The following is a 17,532-nucleotide window of genomic DNA, read 5'->3' as shown; positions in this document are numbered from 1 at the left end:
ATTCGTGCAGGTCATACGGGTGTGATGTGCAGGGATCAGGCGGCGGGAGGGCTCTCGCCCAGAGGCGCCGGAGCCGTCCCGTCCAGGTCGAGCGGTCCCGTGGAGGAGTCGTCCTCGGACAACTCATGCCGGATTGGGAGGTCCACGACTTCGACCTTGCTCACCACATCCGCGTTTTCCAGCTCAAGTGCGCTGCGCTCCCGATGGGAGAGCAGTAAGGGAAAACACTCGTCCTCGTTCATATCGTCCCCACCCCTGTCGGTCGATGTTTCTGTGATTCGCGCAGGGGTGTAATCGGGTAACGCCCCCGTGAAGTGAATTGGTCCTGTTGTGGGATTCGCTCCCGCTGATCACGGTAGCGACTGGATCACCCGGCCGCCAGAACTTTCTCAATAACGTTGCCTCAAACGCTCGTTGAACGCGTGAGGGTGCACCTCTGACCAGATCGCCCGGTCCCGGACGAACCGGTTCTCGAGCGAGTTGGCTTTTCCAACATGGCGAAGGTACCGGTGTTCTGTGGTGTCGGCAAGCCTCAATGCCTCTTTCTTTAAAGGGAGTTGACGACCTCCGTTTGTGTGAAACAGAGATGTGGGTGAGATCAGGGGCGAACCAGGTGATATCGGACTGACTGACTGGACCGGGTGCCGCTCTTCGGCCGGTTAACTTCTGGTTGACATGATCGTGATCGTCAAATTAGCCTCCCTCCACGACCCGAGGAAGAGCAGGTGGCGCGTGGAGACAAGCGAGGAGTTCGGGCCGTGGCTGGCCCGGCAGCTGAAGCTCACAGGGAAGACGCAGGCCGAACTGGCCAAGGAGCTCGGGTTGACCCGGGCCGCCGTATCCGCGTGGATCGCCGGGCGGTCGACCCCTCGCCCGACCGTCATGAGGGAGATCGCCGACGCGCTCGGTACGGACGTCGGCACACTGCACACCCGCACCACCGACACCCGAGCCGGCCTCCCGGTCACCTGGTACCACCGTCCCGGTTATCCCGACGGTGGTCGCGACCTGGGCAACGCCGCGGCCTTCGCCTTCGACGCCGACGTCCAGATCCTCGCGCGCGAGACCTGCCAGAACAGTCTCGATGAGCGGTTGACGGAGAACGGTCGTCCCGTACGCGTTCGTTACACCCTGCACGAGCTGACCGGAGAGCATCTGGAAGCCTTCCGTGACGCGATCCTCTGGAACGACCTCTTCCCGCACTACTCCGCAGTCTCGGAGCGCGCGGGCAACCAGAAAGTCGGTCGGGTCGTCGACGCCGGTGTACGCGACATGTACGAGAGGGGCCGGCTGGTTCTTCTGCGGGTCGATGACTACAACGCTTCCGGGCTCATCGGTGACGACTACGCGGACGGCAAGTTCGCCGCCGTCGTCCGGCGTCAGCTCGAGAGCCTGAAGTCCGGTCCCGCCGCCGGTGGTTCGTACGGCCTGGGCAAGGCCACGCTGTGGGCCACCAGCGCCCTCGGTCTCGTGCTCATCAACTCCACCCTGTCAGTGCCGCACGAGGGGCGTACCGAGCGACGGGTGATCGGCCGTCTCGAACTGCCCTGGCGTGAGGTCGACGGACGCACCTACGCGGGGCCCGCCTGGTTGGGGCGCCCCGACCCCGACACGCCGGGCGCCGAGGTCGCCCGCTCCTGGTGGGCGGACGAGGAGGCCGTGGCCCGTCTGCATCTGAGCCGGGACAGTGACGAACCCGGTACGTCCTTCCTCATCGTGGGCGCGCACGACGTGGCCAGTCTCGAAGGGGACGTCTACGACCAGGACGGGAAGCCTCGCGACGAGGAGGGGCCGGAGGACTCACGCGACATCGTCAGAATGCACGGTCGACTGGTCGAGGCGCTGGGCCGCGACTTCTGGGCCGCCATGATCGGTGGAGGTGGTCGGCTCCCGCTGCTGGAGGTCTCCGTCCGCGCTCTGCGCAACGGCGAAGAGGTCGTGGCGGAGACGAAGGTGGACCCGTCCGTCGAACAGCCCTCCCGCACGCGCGCCTTGCGGGCCCACTACGAGGGGACCACGGTGGACCGGCTCACCGAGGCCGGGCAGGTGGCGATCAGGAACGTCCCGCTGAAGCTACCGCTGACCGGAGGGGCCCGCGGGACGCTCGGCACTCACCAGGCTGTCCTGCTGGTCACCGAGGCGTCCGGCGACAAGGACACCCCCAAGAATCAAGTGCACTCGCTGCGCGGCAACCGCATGACGGTCAAGAAGGCCACGGTCCCGAATCTCCCACTCGGCACCAACCCCTTCCAAGCCGTTCTCCTGGTGGGGGCCGCCGCCGGGGAGTCGGCCCCCTTCGCGAAGGAGGCCGAGGAGTTCCTGCGTGCGGCCGAGCCCCCTGAGCACGATCGCTGGGGCCAGACGGAGGAACTGTCCCTGCGCTGGTCCCCCTCCGCGTATCGGCGGATCAGCAACCTGACCACCGAAGTCAACAGCGCGGTGAGAGAACTCGTCGCCCGCCCCAAGCGCAGCAAGGGTGAGGGCGGAGAGGCGCTGCGCAAGGCGTTGACCGTCAAGAGCCGGCCCAGGGCCAAGGTGCCGTCCGGCCCGGTGGTGCCGGTGCTGGACGGGCTCGAGGCGACGATCGGGGGCCAGGGGGAGTGGTTGATCGCCGCGGAAGTGAGCATTCCGCGCGGTGACGAGATCGTCCCGATGGTGCCGGTCGCTCAGATGGATGTCCGTTCCGGAGGGCGCCCGAGGCTCGACTGGGCGGAACTCGTGGCTGTCGACGGCTGTGAGGTGGAAGGTGGGACCTTGCGTTTCCCGCCCGGTACGCGCCGCGCGAAGTTCCGGGGCGTCACCGACGTCTCCAGCCATCCCGTGCGGACCACGCTCACTCGCCTCGTCCTCGAACTGCGCGCCGGCAAGGGGGCGTGACGCGTGAAGATCTACCCGTACAAGCGGCTCAACCGCCCGATCACGCTCAGGGTGACGTCGGTCGCCCTCAAGCTGACCGACGGCACCCGTGACCCACTGGACACCAGCGCCTACTCGGTCCAGGAGCAGGCCGTCGCCCTCGGTGTCGCGGGCCACGCGGACTGGGTGAGCGCCACGATCGGTGTCACGGCCACACTGCCGCCCGGCGCTGATGCCCCGGACGCTGCCTGGTCCGATCTGCGCGTCCTCGGGGTGTTGACCGACGGTGAGACCAACATCCGTACGTCGACAGCCCTCACACGTGACAACGAGGGCAGCCGCGACTGGTCGGGTTCCCTGGAACTGCTCCGTGACGATCACCTGGGACGAGCCTCCCTCAGCGCATACGCAGTGGGAACGGTCGACGGCGTGCGCGGACGGTCGATCACCGAGACCGACCGCAACTGGATCGTCGACACCGTCTCCGACGAGCCGGTCAGAGGTCTGCGACTGGACGTCCGAAAGGCGTCGTTCAGCAAGAGCTCCAAGGAATGGCTCCGCGCCTACGCCGACGCGCCCTGGCTCGTGGACACCACGGCGCGTGTCCCCACGGTGTTCGTCAACACCGACATCGACGGCATCGTCGGGTTGTTGGACAGCAACGGCTCCGGTGTGGACAGCAAGGTTCGCGATCTCCTGGTCGCGCAGATGGCCACGGACGTGTGGACGGCGGTGTTCCACGGTGCCATCGGTGACCTGGAGGTGGATCCCGCCGGTGGTCCGGTCTTCCCGACCGACTGGCAGGGCGAGGTGCTGCGGGAGATGCTCCCGGACGTCGTACCCGGCGTGCACGTCGAGGAGGCCCTGCGCCAGGTGCACCGCCGACGTACCGGTGACTCGGGCTGGGGCGAGTTGCAGACCCGCATCCACTACGCGGCGATCCGGCGGGCCGAGGCCGCCAAGGCGGTGGGCTACATGATCCGCAGTCTGGAACGGACCAACAGGGAGAGCGAGACGTGATCACCCAGCCCCACCACGTACCGGAGCGTTTGGCGCTGCTCTCCGGCTCGGCTGCGGACGCTTTCCTCACCGACGGCCTGCTCAGAGGTGAAGAGGTCCACAGCGGCATCGACCTCGCCAAGGTCGTCGAACCGCTCCCCGAGGACGACGCCCGGTGGTCGGTCGAGCCGATCCGCAGCCTGGTCGAGGACGCCATGTTCGAGTTCCGAGACGAGCGCACCAAGGCCGACGCCTGGCTCGCGCCACGGCTCCATGCCACCTTGCGTCTGACGCGGAGGGAGGCGGCGGAGAAACGGTTGTGGAACCACTTGGCGTTGGCCGTCGCCCCTGACTACGTGGTGTGGCGTCACTTGTCAAAGGCCTCAGGGCGGGTGGCGGGGGAGCGCTTCAGTGGCTCCGGAGACCGGCAGTGCTTTTCTCGTCTGTGGTGGGCAGCTGAGCTTTTCCGGGACGGGCCGGACTACAAGCCGGTCGAGGTCGCGTGCAGCAATCAGGACCTTATTCACAGCGTTCTCAAGAAGGATCTGATCGACCACCGTCCCACGGCCCAGGCCCTGGTTCGTCTGCTGAGGGCCGGAAAGGTCACCACAGGGCGGGAGATCGACGGTTTGAGCGTCGCAGTCAACGCAGCCGGAGCGACCTTGATCTACGACATCCTCGCGCCCGACGAGCCCAGGGATCCCATGCCTCTGCGGGCCTGGATCGAGGAGGCGCAGGCGGCTGCACCGGTCTCGCGTCATGTCCTCCCGGAGGGGCCCGACGAGGACCCGGTTCCGAAGCGTTCCGTGACAACGCTCACCGACTACTTCACGGAGCTGTTCGAGACCGCCCCGGTCAGGGACCGGAAGAGCGAGGACTGATACAGCGGCGCTATTCGGGACGAGGGCAGCGGGCGGTGCAGTCGTCCGCCGCTCCGCAGCCGTGGCTGCGCAGTTTGGCCCGCTGCTCCTCCGTGGCGGGAACCCACGGTTCGCGCATCGTCTCCGGGGCCGGAGCGGGAAGACCGAGCGCCGCGCTCAGCAGGTGGGCCCCGAAAAGGGGCGGCACGGCGTTGCCCACCTGCTGGGCCTTGGCCGTGCCCGACCACGGATAGTCCGGTGGGAAGCTCTGCAGCATTCCCGCCTCGTTCATGCTGAACCTCGGACCTTCCCGGACGACGTCGGGGCGGTGGTCACCGACGGACTCGAAGACCACGAAGCGTGAGATACGGCCGGTGACGGTGGTGGCGGGCTGTCGGTCGGTCCGCACTCCGCGTCGCCCCGGGTTCCCCGAACTGCCGTAGTTCGACCGGATCAAGAAGGGGGTCCTGCGGCCCGGGTGCGTGCCCACCGGCTCGGCGAGCGCGTCGCCCATGGACGTCCAGTGCTCCAGACCGTCGTCCTCTGGGATGCTCCCCACCGGTTCGGGCACCTCCCCGTCGCAGAGGGTCGGTTGGATCGTCGCTGACGCGACTTCACCGTTTCTGCGATTCCATTCCCTCGCCTCGTAGGCGCGGTGGGTCGGCTCGGGCAAGGAGGGATCACCGAGTCCTTCACGACGGGCGATCAGAACGGCACGCGACCGGGTCTGCGGTACGCCGTAGGTCTCGGTTCTCAGGACGTCCACGACGACCTTGTACTTGGTGCCGTCGGGGAGGCCGATCTCCTGCAGAACTTCGGCGTAGCGGTTCCAGAGCGCTTCGACCGAGGGAACCTGTTCCAGGACGATGACGTCGTACGGTCGACGCCCCCGGTTCGGACTCCGGGTCGCCTGGATCGCGTAGCGCAGAGGTTCGAGCACCAGTGCGGTGCGCGGGTCGCTGAGGTTCTTCAGCTCCTTGTCGATCTCCTCGTCGGGATCACCCGCCATGAGTCGTTCGATGAACTTCTTGACCTCGTCCAGAGCCTTGCGTCCCGCGCCTTTCCCGGCCACCGAGTACGTCTGGCAAGGGGGGCCACCGGCGAGCACGTTGATCTCCGGCGGCAGTGACTCGAAGGAGTCCCGGCGGACCGCGCTCACGTCGGCGTGAAGGGTGTCCAGGCCGGCCGCGTAGCGCGTCAGGCACGCACTTCTGTCCCACTCGATCCCGAGACTAGGGAGCCCCAAGGTGTGACCGGCGACGTCCAGCCCGCCGGGGCCGGCGAAGAGATCCAGGACAAAGGGCTTGTCGAGGATGGACTGGTGGGGCGGCGTGCTGGTCATGTGGCGGAAGTCTAGCCGGCAGCGGGCGCCACCGGACCCCTGGTCAGCGCTTCGGCGACGGCCCGGCCCAGTGCCTGGCCGACGGACGGCGGTGTCGCGTGCCCGATCTGGCGGTACCGGGCGGTCTTGAGTCCTGTGACCTGCCACGATTCGGGGAACCCTTGCACCAGCGCTGCCTGCTCGACTGTGATCTTCACCATGGTGTCCCTGCCGAGCGCGGGATCCCACACGAAGTCGGGGCCGGGCACCTCGTTGCCCACCGTGTGCGCGTTGACACCCATGGTCGCCCACTTCCGTTTGGCCCCGGTCGGCCCGAGATCCGCGCCTCCTCGGTTCTTCGAGCCTCCGACGAGGGTGGGAGCCGGTTGATCGGCCTGCGCGGCCCAACGGGCTGCGTCCGGCCATCCACGTGCCGCCATGGACGGCCCCAGGGCGGCGCCGACCGTGACGGGTCGCCTCACTGTCGGCGCCGGCGGACGGAACGCCTCGGCCCGTCGTCGCTCGACGGCCACCAACACACCCTGCTTACGGTTCTGCGGCACGCCGAAGTCGACGGCGTTCACGACGAACCAGCTGAACTCGTAACCCAAGTGCGCCAGTTCGGCGCGCGCGAAGTCGCGGAAGCGCTGATACCTGTCCGCGTGGGCGAGATCGGGAACGTTCTCGATGATCACGGCTCGCGGTCTGATGGCGTGGGCCAGGTAGACCGCTGCCTCCAACAGGCGTTCTTCCCGCCCTGATTCGGCCCGTCGGGCGGTCGCACTCGACTTCACCCGCGGCAACCCCGCCGAGAGTAGATCCACGTCGTAGCTCTCCGGGTGCTCGGACGGGTCGAAGTCGAGCAGGTCGGCGTCGAGCACGTTCCAGTGCGGCCGGTTGGCCCGCAGCGTCGCGACGGCGTCAGCGTCGTCGTCCAGGAGCAGCCGCGGTTCGAATCCGGCCTGCTCCAGGCCGAGCGCGAGTCCGCCCGCCCCCGAGCACACGTCCACGAACGTCAGTCCCCCCATGCCCCCTGCTTTCCCGCCCGCTCCGCCAGGCGCCCTTCCACGACCGCTCTCACCCGGGTGGCCACGTCCTCCGGGTCCTCGTGCTCCCAGAATCGCAGAACCGTCCACCCGACCGCGGTCAGATGCTCGGTCGTCTCCCGATCCCGAGCCATGTTGCGCTCCAGCTTCGCGCGCCACCAGTCGGCGTTGGACTTGGGGTGTGTGGCGTGCTCCGGGCATCCGTGCCAGAAGCAGCCGTCGATGAGGACGGCCACTTTCGCGCGGGTGAAGGCCACGTCGATGCGTCGTCGTGCCATTCCCGGCACCGGGTACTCGACGCGGTATCGCATTCCGGCCGCGTGCAGCAGCCGTCGTACGGCCAGTTCGGCTCCGGTGTCCCTGCTCACCTGCCTGCTCATGCGGGCGGAGACGCTGGAGGAGGACGGGACGACACCGGACACACCAGCATTCTGCCGGCGTCGGATGCCTGCGCGGAGGTCTTCGTGGCCGTGGGAGCACGCCCCGAGCCCCGTCATAAGCGCACCGCATGGTGCAAAGCCCCGCGCCCCACGTCGACGCCTACCTCACCGAGGTCCCTGACGACCGCAAGGTCGTCCTGGCGCGGCTGCGGGAGCTGTGCTGGGCCGAACTCAATGGGTTCATGGAGGTCATGGCCTACGGGATGCCCGCGTACCAGCGGGACGGCGTCGCCGAGATCGCGTTCGCCGGCCAGAAGCAGTACATCTCCTTCTGCCTCCTCCGCGGCGACGTCCGTGACGCCTTCGCCGAGCGGCTGGCCGGTCAGGACATGGGCAAGAGCTGCCTCCGCTTCCGTAGGCCAGCAGCGTCGACCTCGGCCTCGTCCGCGACCTGCTCCGGGCCACCGCGGCCGCCTCCGGCCCGGTCGCCCAGTAACCCCGGCGCCCCGCGCCCCCGCGCCCCGGCGCCCCGGCACCCCCGGCCTCCGGCACCCCCGGCCTCCGGCACCCCCGGCCCCCGGCCCCCGGCCCCCGGCCCCCGGCCCCCGGCCCCCGGCCCCCGGCCCCACCTCCTCCAAATAAGTTGTGCGCAATCTAGTTGCGCACAACTAAACGGCGCGCTATCTTCTTCATCAGCTCACCGCACACCAGACCTCACAGAAGAAGGGCAGACACCATGCCGTTCATCACCGTCGGCCAGGAGAACAGCACCGACATCGAGCTGTACTACGAGGACCACGGCACCGGGCAGCCGGTCGTGCTGATCCACGGGTACCCGCTCGACGGTCACTCCTGGGAGAAGCAGACCCGCGCCCTGCTCGCCGCCGGCTACCGGGTCATCACCTACGACCGGCGCGGGTTCGGGCAGTCCGGTCAGCCGACCACCGGGTACGACTACGACACCTTCGCCGCCGACCTGAACACCGTCATGGAGACCCTGGACCTGCGCGACGCGGTCCTCGTCGGGTTCTCCATGGGCACCGGTGAGGTCGGGCGCTACCTCGGGACGTACGGGTCGGAGCGTGTCGCGAAGGCCGCCTTCCTCGCCTCGCTCGAGCCGTACCTGCTCAAGACCGACGACAACCCCACGGGCGTCGACGGCTCCGTCTTCGAGGGCATCGAGAAGGCCGTCACCGAGGACCGGTACGCCTACTTCACCGCGTTCTACCGGGACTTCTACAACCTGGACGAGAACCTCGGCACCCGCATCAGCGAAGAGGCCCTGCGCAACAGCTGGAACGTGGCCGCCGGTTCCTCCCCGTACGCCTCCATCGCCGCCGTCGCCACCTGGACCACCGACTTCCGCGCCGACGTGGCGAAGATTGACGTCCCGGCGCTGATCCTGCACGGCACCGCCGACCGGATCCTCCCCATCGAGGCCACCGGCGAGCCCTTCCACCGGGCCCTGCCCCAGGCCGACTACGTCGTCGTCGAGGGCGCCCCGCACGGCCTGCTGTGGACCCACGCCCAGGAGGTCACCGACGCCCTCCTCGCCTTCCTCGCCAAGTAACGCGGCGACAACCCCGTCAACGACGAGCGCGCCCGGCCCCGGACGAACCGGCGGCCGGGCGCGCCCCTGCCCGCGTCAGCGCACAGCGTGCAGCGCGAAAGCGCAGAACAACGCCTACTCCCCGTGGCACTCCCCGTACACCTGACCCGACCCGCACCAGCACGCCTCCGACCGCTCCGGCGGCCACGCCACCGCGCGACCCCGCGCCGCCAGCGTCGTCGCGTACTGGGGGAGGAGTGAGGCGTCGGACGGGGACGTCAGCTCCGACGCGGCGAACGCCTCGTACGACGGGACCGTGCCCCGCACGATGCCCAGGTTCGGCGTCCCGGAGGCGGCCAACTCGCGCAGGGCCGCCTCTATCGTCGCCAGGTGGGCCTCGTAGGACGGGTACTCCTCCGCGAGGTCCGGGTAAGCCTCCGTCAGTTCCGTCAGCTCGTCGGCCGACCAGTGCAGCACCGCCACCGGGAACGGGCGGGACAGCGCCTCCCGGTACGCGCCCAGCTCCGCGCGCAGCCGCAGGATCTCCGCCTCCAGCTCCTCCGGGTTCTCCGAGCCCAGCGACCACACGCGCTTCGGGTCGTGCAGCTCGTCCAGGCCGATGGGGTGCCCGTGCACGGAATCGGCGAGCGCGTCCCACTCGTCGTGCGCCGCGCCCAGCATCCTGCGCACCCGGTGGCGGCCGAAGAGCAGCGGGTACGTGGCGCGTGGCGGCTCGCTCACTCCCGTCAGCAGCAGGCGCACCGCCTCGGTGAACGTCTCGTGCGCCTGCTCCAGTTCGTCGTGCGCCTCCAGCGCCTCCGCGACGATCACCCAGGAGGCGGGGTCGCGCGGGGAAGCCGTGCGGATGCCGTCGATGATCGCGCGGGCCTCCGCCTCGTGGCCGTACTCCCACAGGTTGGAGGCCTTCAGGGCGCGGACCAGGTACGGGTTGTCCAGGTCCGCGCCCGAGGTCAGCAGGCGGTCGTAGAGCGCCGTGGCGGCCGGGCGGTCGCCGGCCAGCTCCCGGTGCGCGGCGGCCCGCAGCAGCAGGGCCTCGGCGTCCTCGGGGTAGCGGTCGGCGGTCCGCTCCAGACGGGCGGCCTCGTTGATGTGGTCGACGTTTTCGGCAGGCGTGTCGGGGCGCATGGGGGACACCGTACTGCCGACAGGTGACAGAAGTGAGGGCCCCAGGGCCCTCCGGGGCCGGTCCACGGCCGACTCGCCGACGGTTCGCCGCGGGTCCCACGACCGTTCCCGCCCCGGTCCTAAGACCGTTCCCGCAGCGCCAGCACGGCCACCGCCGCGACCAGCGCCAGCACCGCGGACACCACCATCGCGATGTCCGTGCCGCGGGCCGGGCCGCCGCTCGACGACGTCGCCACGGCGATGGTGAGGGAGACGCCGGCGCACGAGCCGATGTACCGCAGGGTCTGCTGCGCGCCCGAGCCCATCGCGGCCCGCGCGGCCGGGACCGACTCGACGGCGAGCAGGGGCAGCGCCGCGTTGAGCAGGCCGCTGCCGACGCCGGCGATCAGCATGCCGGGGACGAAACGCGCCGTGGAGCCCGCGTCCAGCGCGCCCAGCATGGTGATCACGCCGACCGCGTGCAGGGCGAACGCGATGGCCAACTGGACGCGGGTCGGGACACGGCCGGCCAGGCGGCGGGCCTGCAGCGCGACGACGAAGGCGAGGCCCGCCCACAGCAGCGTCAGCAGGGCCGTGTCCATCGCGGACATCCCCAGCACCCGCTGGAGCACCGCAGGCAGGAAGCTGAACAGGCCGATCACCGACAGTCCCGTGAACAGGCCGCCCACGGACGAGGCGAGGAAACCGCGGTGGCGGAGCAGGGACAGGTCGATCATCGGGGTCGCCGTGCGCCGCTCCACCAGCGCGAACCCGGCGAGGAGGACGACGGCCGCGCCCAGCAGCAGCCACACCGGCGCCCGCAGCCAGCCGTCCCGGCCCAGCGTGAGGGCCGCCACCAGTGAGACGAGCGCGAGTCCGAACGTCGCGGCCCCCGCGAAGTCGGGCCGGCCGCCGCGCGCGGACCGCGACTCGGTGAGCGCCCTGGTGCCCAGCAGGGCGATCACCACGGAGGCGGCGCCGAGGACGCCGTAGACCGCGCGCCAGTCGGGTATCCCGGCGGCGAGCAGCGGGCCCACCGCGATGCCCCCGGTGACGAAGGCACCCCACACGCCCGTCGCCCGCAGCCGTCCGGCGGCCGTCGGGAAGGCGTGCACGATCAGGCCGAGACTGCTGGCCAGCAGGGCCGCGCTGGCCGCGCCCTGCGCGATCCGGGCCAGGGTGAACAGCCAGGTGTCGGTGGCCAGGGCGCCGAGCGCCGTGGTGACGCCGAGCGCCAGGGTGCCCCAGACGAAGATCCGGCGGCGGCCGTAGTCGTCGGCGAGGCTGCCTGCCACCAGGAGCAGCGCGGCGAGCCCGAGCGGGGTGCCGTTGAGCAGCCACGCCTGCGCGGACAGCGGGGTGTGCAGGGCGGCCGCGGTGGCGGGCAGCGTGACGATCGGGGCGGTGTACGTCATTAGCGCCACGGCGGTGGCGGCGCTGGTCAGGGCCAGGGTGGCGCCGGGGCGCGGAGGTGACTCGGGGCCGGCGGCGCGCGCGGTGGCGGCCTGCGCCTGTGCGGCGGTGGCAGGGGTGGCGGTCATGTCGTCGGGGTCCTCTGCGGGGTCGGGGAGGGAGGGGCGGGTGAGAGGCGCGTGTGTAGGTTCGGTAATTGAACCTACCGGGACCCTGCCAGGGTAGCACCAGTCGGTTCGCTGATTGAACCAACAATCGGAAAAGTGGTTACAGTGGACGGCATGGCACAGGGCAAGGACTACGCGACGCAGGAGTGCTCCATCGCGAGCGCCCTGGAGGTCATCGGCGAACGCTGGACGCTGCTCGTGATCCGCGACGCGTTCTACGGTGTACGCCGCTACAACGACTTCCTCGTCCGCCTCGGCATCCCGCGCGCGGTCCTCGCCTCCCGCCTCCAGACGCTCACAGCCCAGGGCATCCTGGAGAAGCGCCGCTACCAGGAGTCCCCGCCCCGCGACGAGTACGTCCTCACCGACCGGGGCATCGCCCTGTGGCCCACCCTGCGCGCCCTCGGGCTGTGGGGCCGCGAGCACCTCACCGGGCGGCAGCTGCGGATCTTCCGCCACGCCGCCTGCGGCACCGAGCTCGGCCCGTACAGCGACTGCCCCGCCTGTGGAACCGTCGTGGCCGTCCCCGACATCGAAGTGGTGCCGGGACCGGACCTCGGCCGGGACCCGGCCGACCCGGTCAGCCGGGCGCTCCTCAAGCCGAAGCGGCTGCTGCAGCCCGTGGAGGTCGACCCCGCCTGAGGGACGGCTCACACCGAGCTGACAGAGGGACCTGGCACAATGCGGTGCACGCGACGCACCGAGAGACGGAGAGAGGGGGGACACGGCCCATGTCAGGGTTCACCACCCGGCACTCGACCGCGGGACGGCCGGCCACGCGCTCCGCGCGCACCCTCCTCGCCCTGCTCTTCCCGCTGCTCCAGATCGCCCTACTGCTGACCCCGGCCCCCGACGGCGGCCTCTCCCTGGTCCACGTCACGCTCGCCGCGACCGCGGCGGCCGGCGCCGCCCTCACCACCTGCGCCGTGATCGCCGCCCGCAGCGCGCCCGCTGTGCCGCCCACCCGGGTCCGCACGGCCCTGCGCGACCGCGACCGGCGTACGGCCTTCCTCCCTCAGCGGGATCCCGACGCCAAGGGGCGCACCCGCCCCCGAGCGCCCGGTCACGCCCTCCGGACGACCGCCGCGTAGGGCGCTTCCGCAGGACGTTCTGCCCACGTTCCCTCCGCACGCCCCGCGCGCGGTCGTCATGCCGACCATCCCCGTCCCGTCCCGGCCGTCCGCCGCGCCGGGACCCCCGGCACGACGAGACCCCCGGAGGGCTCACCCTTGTCTGTCTTCGCCACCCTGGTCGAGCAGCTCGCCGACCTGCTCCGCCCCCTGTTCGGCCTGTCCGCCGCGGCCGCCGCGATCATCGCGTTCACGGCCCTCGTGCGCCTTCTCGTCCACCCGCTCTCCCGCGCCGCCGCGCGCGGGCAGAAGGCGCGGGCCGCGCTCCAGCCGCGTATCGCCGAACTGCGCCGCAAGCACGGCAAGAACCCGGAGAAGCTCCAGAAGGCCGTGATGGAGCTGCACGCCGAGGAGAAGGTGTCCCCGCTGTCCGGCTGCCTGCCCAGCCTGCTCCAGCTCCCCGCGTTCTTCCTGCTCTACCACCTCTTCTCCAGCGGCTCGATCGGCGGCGAGCCCAACGCCCTGCTCACCCACCAGCTGCTCGACGCGCCCCTCGGCGGCCGGTGGGCGGACGCCCTCGACGACGGCGGCGCGTTCGGCGGGGCCGGCCTGGTGTACCTCGGCCTCTTCGCGGTCGTCACGGTCGTCGCGTACTTCAGCTACCGGCTCTCCCGCCGCATGACCGAGGCGTCGGCGGCGATGGCGGGCACGGCGGGAGCGGGCGCGGACCCGCAGGTGCCGGGCGCCGCCGCCATGGGCGGGGTCATGAAGGTGATGCCGTTCATGTCCTTCTTCACCCTGGTCACCGTGGCCGTCGTGCCCCTCGCCGCCGCGCTCTACGTGGTCACCTCCACGACGTGGAGCGTGATCGAGCGGTCCGTGCTGTACCGGTGAGCCGGCGGAGGGCACGGTCCAGCACGTGAACGGGGTCTTGCGGAGTGGAGGGCCCGGCCTGGAGGATCGGCCGGTCCTCCGACGGCCGCGCCCGCCGCACCGGTCGTCCCCGTCGGGCGGGCGCCCGCGAGCGAGGGAGACACGACCATGAAGCTGCTGCGCGTCGGTACGGCGGGACGGGAACGGCCCGCGCTGCTCGACCCCGACGGGACCCTCCGGGACCTGTCCGGACTCGTCGCGGACATCGACGGGACGCTCCTCGCCGACGAGGACGCCCTCGGCCGGATCAGGAGCGCGGCCGCCGCCGGCGACCTGCCCGCGCTGGACGCGACGGGACTGCGCACCGGGCCGCCGCTCGCGAGGATCGGCAAGATCGTGTGCATCGGGCTGAACTACCACGACCACGCCCGCGAGACCGGCGCCGAGCCGCCCGCCGAGCCGGTGGTCTTCTTCAAGGCACCGGACACCGTCGTCGGCCCCGACGACACCGTGCTGATCCCGCGCGGCTCGGTGAAGACCGACTGGGAGGTCGAACTCGCCGTCGTGGTCGGGCGGACCGCGCGGTACCTGGACTCGGCGGAGGAAGGACTCGCGCACGTCGCCGGGTACGCCGTCGCCCACGACGTCTCCGAGCGGGAGTTCCAGATCGAACGCGGCGGCACCTGGGACAAGGGCAAGAACTGCGAGACGTTCAACCCCCTCGGCCCCTGGCTGGTCACCGCCGACGAGGTGCCCGACCCGCAGAACCTGTCCCTGCGGCTGTGGGTCAACGGCGAGCTGAAACAGGACGGCACGACGGCGGAACAGATCTTCCCGGTCGGGGAAGTCGTCCGCTACGTCAGCCGGTTCATGACCCTGTACCCGGGCGACGTCATCAACACCGGCACCCCCGCTGGGGTGGCGATGGGCCACCCCGAACCGAAGCCGTACCTGAGGGCGGGGGACGTGGTCGAGCTGGAGGTCACGGGGCTGGGACGGCAGCGGCAGGTGCTGGCGCAGGCGTAGCCGCGGCGGGGGAGCGCGGGCGTCCCCGCGCTCCCCCGCAGGGCCGTCGTACGCGCTCTTCCCCGGCGTGCCCCGCCCCGCCACACTGGGTCCGCCCGACGCCGGTCACGCCCGCGGCGGGCGGGGCGGGGCCCTAACAGGGGGGAGTGAGCTGCGTGAAGGTGGCCGAGGATCCGTCCGAGGACGAGGTGCGGGCGAGGTTGGACGCGTATCTGGCTCGTGGCAAGGGGAAAGGAAACGGTCACACCGCGGCGGACTTCACCCTGACCCGGCTGCCCCTGCTCCGCGCCTCGGTCACCCGGCACATCGAACGGCGCACCGAGGCGACACGGCACGAACCCGGTTCCGTCGGCCTCGCCGACCGCCCCGTCTACGACGTGCTGCGGGACTACGAACTCGGCCCGCGCGACAAGCCCTTGGAGAAGCCGGTGGAACTGGTCCGGCGCGGCACGGTGAACGTGCGGTCCTGCGGCTGCGCGAACGGCCGGCAGCAGTGCGCCGACTGCAAGGGCATGACGTACCGCACCTGCGAGCCGTCCCAGCCGTGTCCCGTGTGCGCGGGGGTCTCCCCGTGCAGCCAGTACCTCAAGCACGGCGGTATCCCCGGCAGCCCGCCTCCGGACGCGCTTTCTCCTGCGCACCGGGCGGCGCACCCCGAGCAGCGGGTGACCTGCGACGCCTGCCACAACCCCGACAGCGCATGCCCCGGATGCCGGGGCTGGGGGAGGGTCAGATGCGACAGGTGCGAGACACCCGGGCGCATCCCGTGCGGGGCCTGCGACGCGACCGGGACCGTCCGGTGCGAGACGTGCCGCGGTCACGGGCGGACGACGTCCTGGACGGCCGGGCGGATCGCCTGGACCTCACGGACCGAATCGGTGACCCACCCCGACCCGTTGCCCCAGCGCGTGGCCGCCGGCCTGGGAGCGGGAGCCTGGCGCACGGACCGGCTCGCCGCCGGCGAACCGCTCCCCGACGACCTCTCCGCCGACCACCGCTCGGTCCTCGCACCACACCTGCGGCAGCAGGAAGGGGAGCAGGACCGCACGGTCGTCATCGAGCGGCTCACCGTCGTCCGGGCGACACCGCGGGGCAGCGGGAACCGGGAGTACCACCTTTTTCGCGGCGTCTCCGGAGACCTGGAGATCCACGCGCGGCTCTCGGACGAGGGAAGGACGAAGGTCTTCGCGGCGGTGCTGGGGGCCGTCGTCCTGCTCTTCGTCGTCCTGCTCCTCGTCGGATGACCCGGGTCAGGCCCGTGACAAGAAGTGCTCCAGCGCCTCCACCACCAGCCGGTGGTCCTGGAGTTGGGGCAGGCCCGAGACCGTCACCGCGCCGACGACGCCCACGCCCTCGACCGTGATCGGGAACGAGCCGCCGTGCGCCGCGTACGTGTCCGGGTCGAGGCGGGACGACTCCTCGAACGTCGTGCCCTTCGCCCGGAACCGCGCGCCCACCAGGTAGGACGCGGAGCCGTACCGCTCCACGACCCGGCGCTTGCGGGCGATCCACGCGTCGTTGTCGGGCGTGGAGCCCGGCAGCGCCGCGTGGAAGAGCTGCTGGCCCGCGCGGTGGATGTCGATCGCGACCGGCGCCTGCCGCTCACGCGCCAGCCCCACCAGCAGGGAGCCGAGTGCCCACGCGTCGTCGTAGGTGAACTGCCGGAAGACCAGGCGGCGTTCCTGCGCCTCCAGGTCCTCCACCGTCGGGGTGAGCTCCGGCTTCGGGGTGGTGGTCACAGGGTCACCGTCACCTTCTCGGCGGCCGAACGGCGCGCCGCTTCGAGGACGTCGAGCGCCGCGGCGGCCTCCTGCGCGGTCACCGGGTTCGGGCCGTCGGAGAGGAGCGCCCGCGCCACGGCCGCGTAGTAGGCGGGGTAGTCGCCCGGCAGGGTGGGGACAAGGCTGCCGCCGCCGGTCACCGGGGACTCCCCGGCGCCGAGACGGCCCCACAGCTCCTCGGGCTCGGCACCCCACCCGGTACCGGACGCGCCCGGGCGGGAACCGTCGCGCAGCGCGGCCTCCTGCGGGTCCAGGCCGTGCTTGACGTAACCGGCCTTCGAGCCGAGGACGCGGAAGCGCGGGCCGAGCTGGGCGGTGGTCGCGGAGACGTACAGGTGGGAGCGGACCCCGCTCTCGTGGGTGAGCGCGACGAAGGTGTCGTCGTCGGCCTGCGCGCCCTCGCGACGGACGTCCGCCTCGGCGTACACCGACGTCACGGGGCCGAACAGGACCAGCGCCTGGTCGACGACATGGCTGCCGAGGTCGTACAGCAGGCCGCCGATCTCCGCCGGGTCGCCCGACTCCCGCCAGCCGCCCTTGAGCTGCGGGCGCCAGCGCTCGAAGCGTGACTCGAACCGGTACACCTCGCCCAGCTCGCCGTCGGTGATCAGCCGGCGCAGGGTGAGGAAGTCGTTGTCCCAGCGGCGGTTCTGGAACACCGACAGCAGCAGGCCGCGCTTCTCGGCCAGCTCGGCCAGCGCCCGGGCCTCGGCCGCCGTGCCCGCGACGGGCTTGTCCACGACGACCGGCAGACCGGCCTCCAGTGCGGCGGTGGCGAGCGGGACGTGCGTCTTGTTCGGCGACGCGACGACGATCAGGTCCAGTTCGTCCGCGCGCGCCCACAGCTCGTCCGCCGAGGCGGCGACCCGTACGTCCGGGTACTCGGCGCGGGCCTGCGCCTGCCGCTCGGGGTTCGAGGTGACGACCGTGTCGAGCGCGAGGCCCTGGGTCGCGGCGATCAGCGGGGCGTGGAACACGGAACCCGCGAGGCCGTAGCCCACGAGGCCGACGCGGAGGGGAGTGCCAGTCATGCGTCCTACTTTCGCAACGCTGTTGCCAAAGTGCA

17 protein-coding genes and 1 pseudogene are annotated in these 17,532 nt (G+C 71.1%); 10 read left to right on the top strand and 8 right to left on the bottom strand.

The genetic code is table 11. The features are described from left to right. Positions 1-35: 35 nt before the first annotated feature. Positions 36-242, bottom strand: coding sequence for a hypothetical protein (locus tag ACF1AG_RS04420; RefSeq protein WP_359604060.1), 207 nt, complete (start codon positions 240-242; stop codon positions 36-38). 433 nt (positions 243-675) lie between these two features. Here ACF1AG_RS04420 and ACF1AG_RS04415 point away from each other — a divergent pair, with 433 nt between their 5' ends. The 3 genes from ACF1AG_RS04415 to ACF1AG_RS04405 are packed head-to-tail and all read left to right on the top strand — an operon-like array spanning position 676 to position 4,736. Next, on the top strand, positions 676-2,877 hold the full coding sequence (locus ACF1AG_RS04415) for a helix-turn-helix domain-containing protein (protein ID WP_391809293.1): 2,202 nt from the start codon (positions 676-678) through the stop codon (positions 2,875-2,877). A gap of 3 nt (positions 2,878-2,880) precedes the next feature. Then, positions 2,881-3,876 carry a hypothetical protein gene (locus tag ACF1AG_RS04410; protein ID WP_359604064.1) on the top strand — a complete coding sequence of 332 codons (996 nt, stop codon included), beginning with the start codon at positions 2,881-2,883 and terminating at the stop codon, positions 3,874-3,876. After that, entirely contained in the window at positions 3,873-4,736 is an 864-nt protein-coding gene (locus tag ACF1AG_RS04405) for a DUF6339 family protein (protein WP_359604066.1), read from the top strand. The genes ACF1AG_RS04410 and ACF1AG_RS04405 overlap by 4 nt, the downstream gene beginning before the upstream one ends. Positions 4,737-4,746: 10 nt before the next feature. Here ACF1AG_RS04405 and ACF1AG_RS04400 read toward each other — a convergent pair whose 3' ends face one another. The 3 genes from ACF1AG_RS04400 to ACF1AG_RS04390 are packed head-to-tail and all read right to left on the bottom strand — an operon-like array spanning position 4,747 to position 7,462. Further along, positions 4,747-6,057, bottom strand: coding sequence for a DNA cytosine methyltransferase (locus ACF1AG_RS04400; protein ID WP_359604068.1), 1,311 nt, complete (start codon positions 6,055-6,057; stop codon positions 4,747-4,749). Positions 6,058-6,068: 11 nt separating this feature from the next. Continuing rightward, positions 6,069-7,064 (bottom strand): DNA cytosine methyltransferase, encoded by a 996-nt coding sequence (locus ACF1AG_RS04395; RefSeq protein ID WP_359604072.1) that lies wholly within the window; start codon positions 7,062-7,064, stop codon positions 6,069-6,071. Further along, positions 7,052-7,462, bottom strand: a complete 411-nt coding sequence (locus ACF1AG_RS04390; protein ID WP_359604078.1) for a very short patch repair endonuclease — start codon at positions 7,460-7,462, stop codon at positions 7,052-7,054. Before ACF1AG_RS04390 ends, ACF1AG_RS04395 begins: the two co-directional genes overlap by 13 nt. A 128-nt stretch (positions 7,463-7,590) precedes the next feature. Between ACF1AG_RS04390 and ACF1AG_RS04385 the strand changes: the two are divergent. Then, positions 7,591-7,958 (top strand): annotated as a pseudogene (locus ACF1AG_RS04385) (iron chaperone). Between the two features lie 240 nt (positions 7,959-8,198). Further along, on the top strand, positions 8,199-9,032 hold the full coding sequence (locus ACF1AG_RS04380) for an alpha/beta fold hydrolase (protein WP_391809292.1): 834 nt from the start codon (positions 8,199-8,201) through the stop codon (positions 9,030-9,032). A 114-nt stretch (positions 9,033-9,146) separates the two neighbouring features. On the opposite strand, the gene ACF1AG_RS04375 is transcribed toward ACF1AG_RS04380, so the two are convergent. Further along, positions 9,147-10,157, bottom strand: coding sequence for an SEC-C domain-containing protein (locus ACF1AG_RS04375; protein ID WP_359607675.1), 1,011 nt, complete (start codon positions 10,155-10,157; stop codon positions 9,147-9,149). Between the two features lie 119 nt (positions 10,158-10,276). Then, a complete protein-coding gene (locus tag ACF1AG_RS04370; RefSeq protein WP_359607677.1) occupies positions 10,277-11,677 on the bottom strand; it encodes an MFS transporter in 1,401 nt (466 codons plus the stop codon). Positions 11,678-11,830: 153 nt separating this feature from the next. On the opposite strand from ACF1AG_RS04370, the gene ACF1AG_RS04365 reads away from it, so the two are divergent. The 5 genes from ACF1AG_RS04365 to ACF1AG_RS04345 all read left to right on the top strand — a co-directional run bounded on the left by ACF1AG_RS04365 (position 11,831) and on the right by ACF1AG_RS04345 (position 15,929). Next, positions 11,831-12,358 (top strand): winged helix-turn-helix transcriptional regulator, encoded by a 528-nt coding sequence (locus ACF1AG_RS04365; protein WP_391809291.1) that lies wholly within the window; start codon positions 11,831-11,833, stop codon positions 12,356-12,358. A gap of 89 nt (positions 12,359-12,447) precedes the next feature. Continuing rightward, positions 12,448-12,807 (top strand): DUF6412 domain-containing protein, encoded by a 360-nt coding sequence (locus ACF1AG_RS04360; protein ID WP_359607679.1) that lies wholly within the window; start codon positions 12,448-12,450, stop codon positions 12,805-12,807. Positions 12,808-12,945: 138 nt separating this feature from the next. Continuing rightward, the gene (locus ACF1AG_RS04355; RefSeq protein ID WP_391809290.1) at positions 12,946-13,680 is read left to right on the top strand and encodes a YidC/Oxa1 family membrane protein insertase; all 735 of its coding nucleotides are present in this window, start codon (positions 12,946-12,948) and stop codon (positions 13,678-13,680) included. Positions 13,681-13,827: 147 nt separating this feature from the next. Then, the gene (locus ACF1AG_RS04350) at positions 13,828-14,685 is read left to right on the top strand and encodes a fumarylacetoacetate hydrolase family protein (RefSeq protein WP_359746260.1); all 858 of its coding nucleotides are present in this window, start codon (positions 13,828-13,830) and stop codon (positions 14,683-14,685) included. A 155-nt stretch (positions 14,686-14,840) separates the two neighbouring features. Further along, on the top strand, positions 14,841-15,929 hold the full coding sequence (locus tag ACF1AG_RS04345) for a hypothetical protein (RefSeq protein ID WP_391809289.1): 1,089 nt from the start codon (positions 14,841-14,843) through the stop codon (positions 15,927-15,929). A gap of 6 nt (positions 15,930-15,935) precedes the next feature. On the opposite strand, the gene ACF1AG_RS04340 is transcribed toward ACF1AG_RS04345, so the two are convergent. Next, positions 15,936-16,424: a heme-degrading domain-containing protein gene (locus ACF1AG_RS04340; protein WP_387794318.1), complete on the bottom strand. Its 489-nt coding sequence runs from the start codon at positions 16,422-16,424 to the stop codon at positions 15,936-15,938. Continuing rightward, the gene (locus ACF1AG_RS04335; protein ID WP_387794320.1) at positions 16,421-17,497 is read right to left on the bottom strand and encodes a Gfo/Idh/MocA family oxidoreductase; all 1,077 of its coding nucleotides are present in this window, start codon (positions 17,495-17,497) and stop codon (positions 16,421-16,423) included. Before ACF1AG_RS04335 ends, ACF1AG_RS04340 begins: the two co-directional genes overlap by 4 nt. Between the last annotated feature and the right edge of the window lie 35 nt (positions 17,498-17,532).

The sequence above is a fragment of the Streptomyces sp. NPDC014764 genome (assembly GCF_043082785.1).
GTDB classification, from domain to species: Bacteria; Actinomycetota; Actinomycetes; order Streptomycetales; family Streptomycetaceae; genus Streptomyces; species Streptomyces althioticus.
The sequence above is the reverse complement of the archived record's forward strand: the minus strand, read 5'-3'. Positions and strand labels throughout refer to the sequence as shown.

Coding starts and splice junctions, on each gene's coding strand:
- ACF1AG_RS04420 (WP_359604060.1), bottom strand. CDS start 242: ATGAACGAGGACGAGTGTTTTCCCTTACTGCTCTCCCATCGGGAGCGC.
- ACF1AG_RS04415 (WP_391809293.1), top strand. CDS start 676: ATGATCGTGATCGTCAAATTAGCCTCCCTCCACGACCCGAGGAAGAGC.
- ACF1AG_RS04400 (WP_359604068.1), bottom strand. CDS start 6,057: ATGACCAGCACGCCGCCCCACCAGTCCATCCTCGACAAGCCCTTTGTC.
- ACF1AG_RS04395 (WP_359604072.1), bottom strand. CDS start 7,064: ATGGGGGGACTGACGTTCGTGGACGTGTGCTCGGGGGCGGGCGGACTC.
- ACF1AG_RS04390 (WP_359604078.1), bottom strand. CDS start 7,462: ATGAGCAGGCAGGTGAGCAGGGACACCGGAGCCGAACTGGCCGTACGA.
- ACF1AG_RS04380 (WP_391809292.1), top strand. CDS start 8,199: ATGCCGTTCATCACCGTCGGCCAGGAGAACAGCACCGACATCGAGCTG.
- ACF1AG_RS04375 (WP_359607675.1), bottom strand. CDS start 10,157: ATGCGCCCCGACACGCCTGCCGAAAACGTCGACCACATCAACGAGGCC.
- ACF1AG_RS04370 (WP_359607677.1), bottom strand. CDS start 11,677: ATGACCGCCACCCCTGCCACCGCCGCACAGGCGCAGGCCGCCACCGCG.
- ACF1AG_RS04365 (WP_391809291.1), top strand. CDS start 11,831: ATGGCACAGGGCAAGGACTACGCGACGCAGGAGTGCTCCATCGCGAGC.
- ACF1AG_RS04360 (WP_359607679.1), top strand. CDS start 12,448: ATGTCAGGGTTCACCACCCGGCACTCGACCGCGGGACGGCCGGCCACG.
- ACF1AG_RS04350 (WP_359746260.1), top strand. CDS start 13,828: ATGAAGCTGCTGCGCGTCGGTACGGCGGGACGGGAACGGCCCGCGCTG.
- ACF1AG_RS04335 (WP_387794320.1), bottom strand. CDS start 17,497: ATGACTGGCACTCCCCTCCGCGTCGGCCTCGTGGGCTACGGCCTCGCG.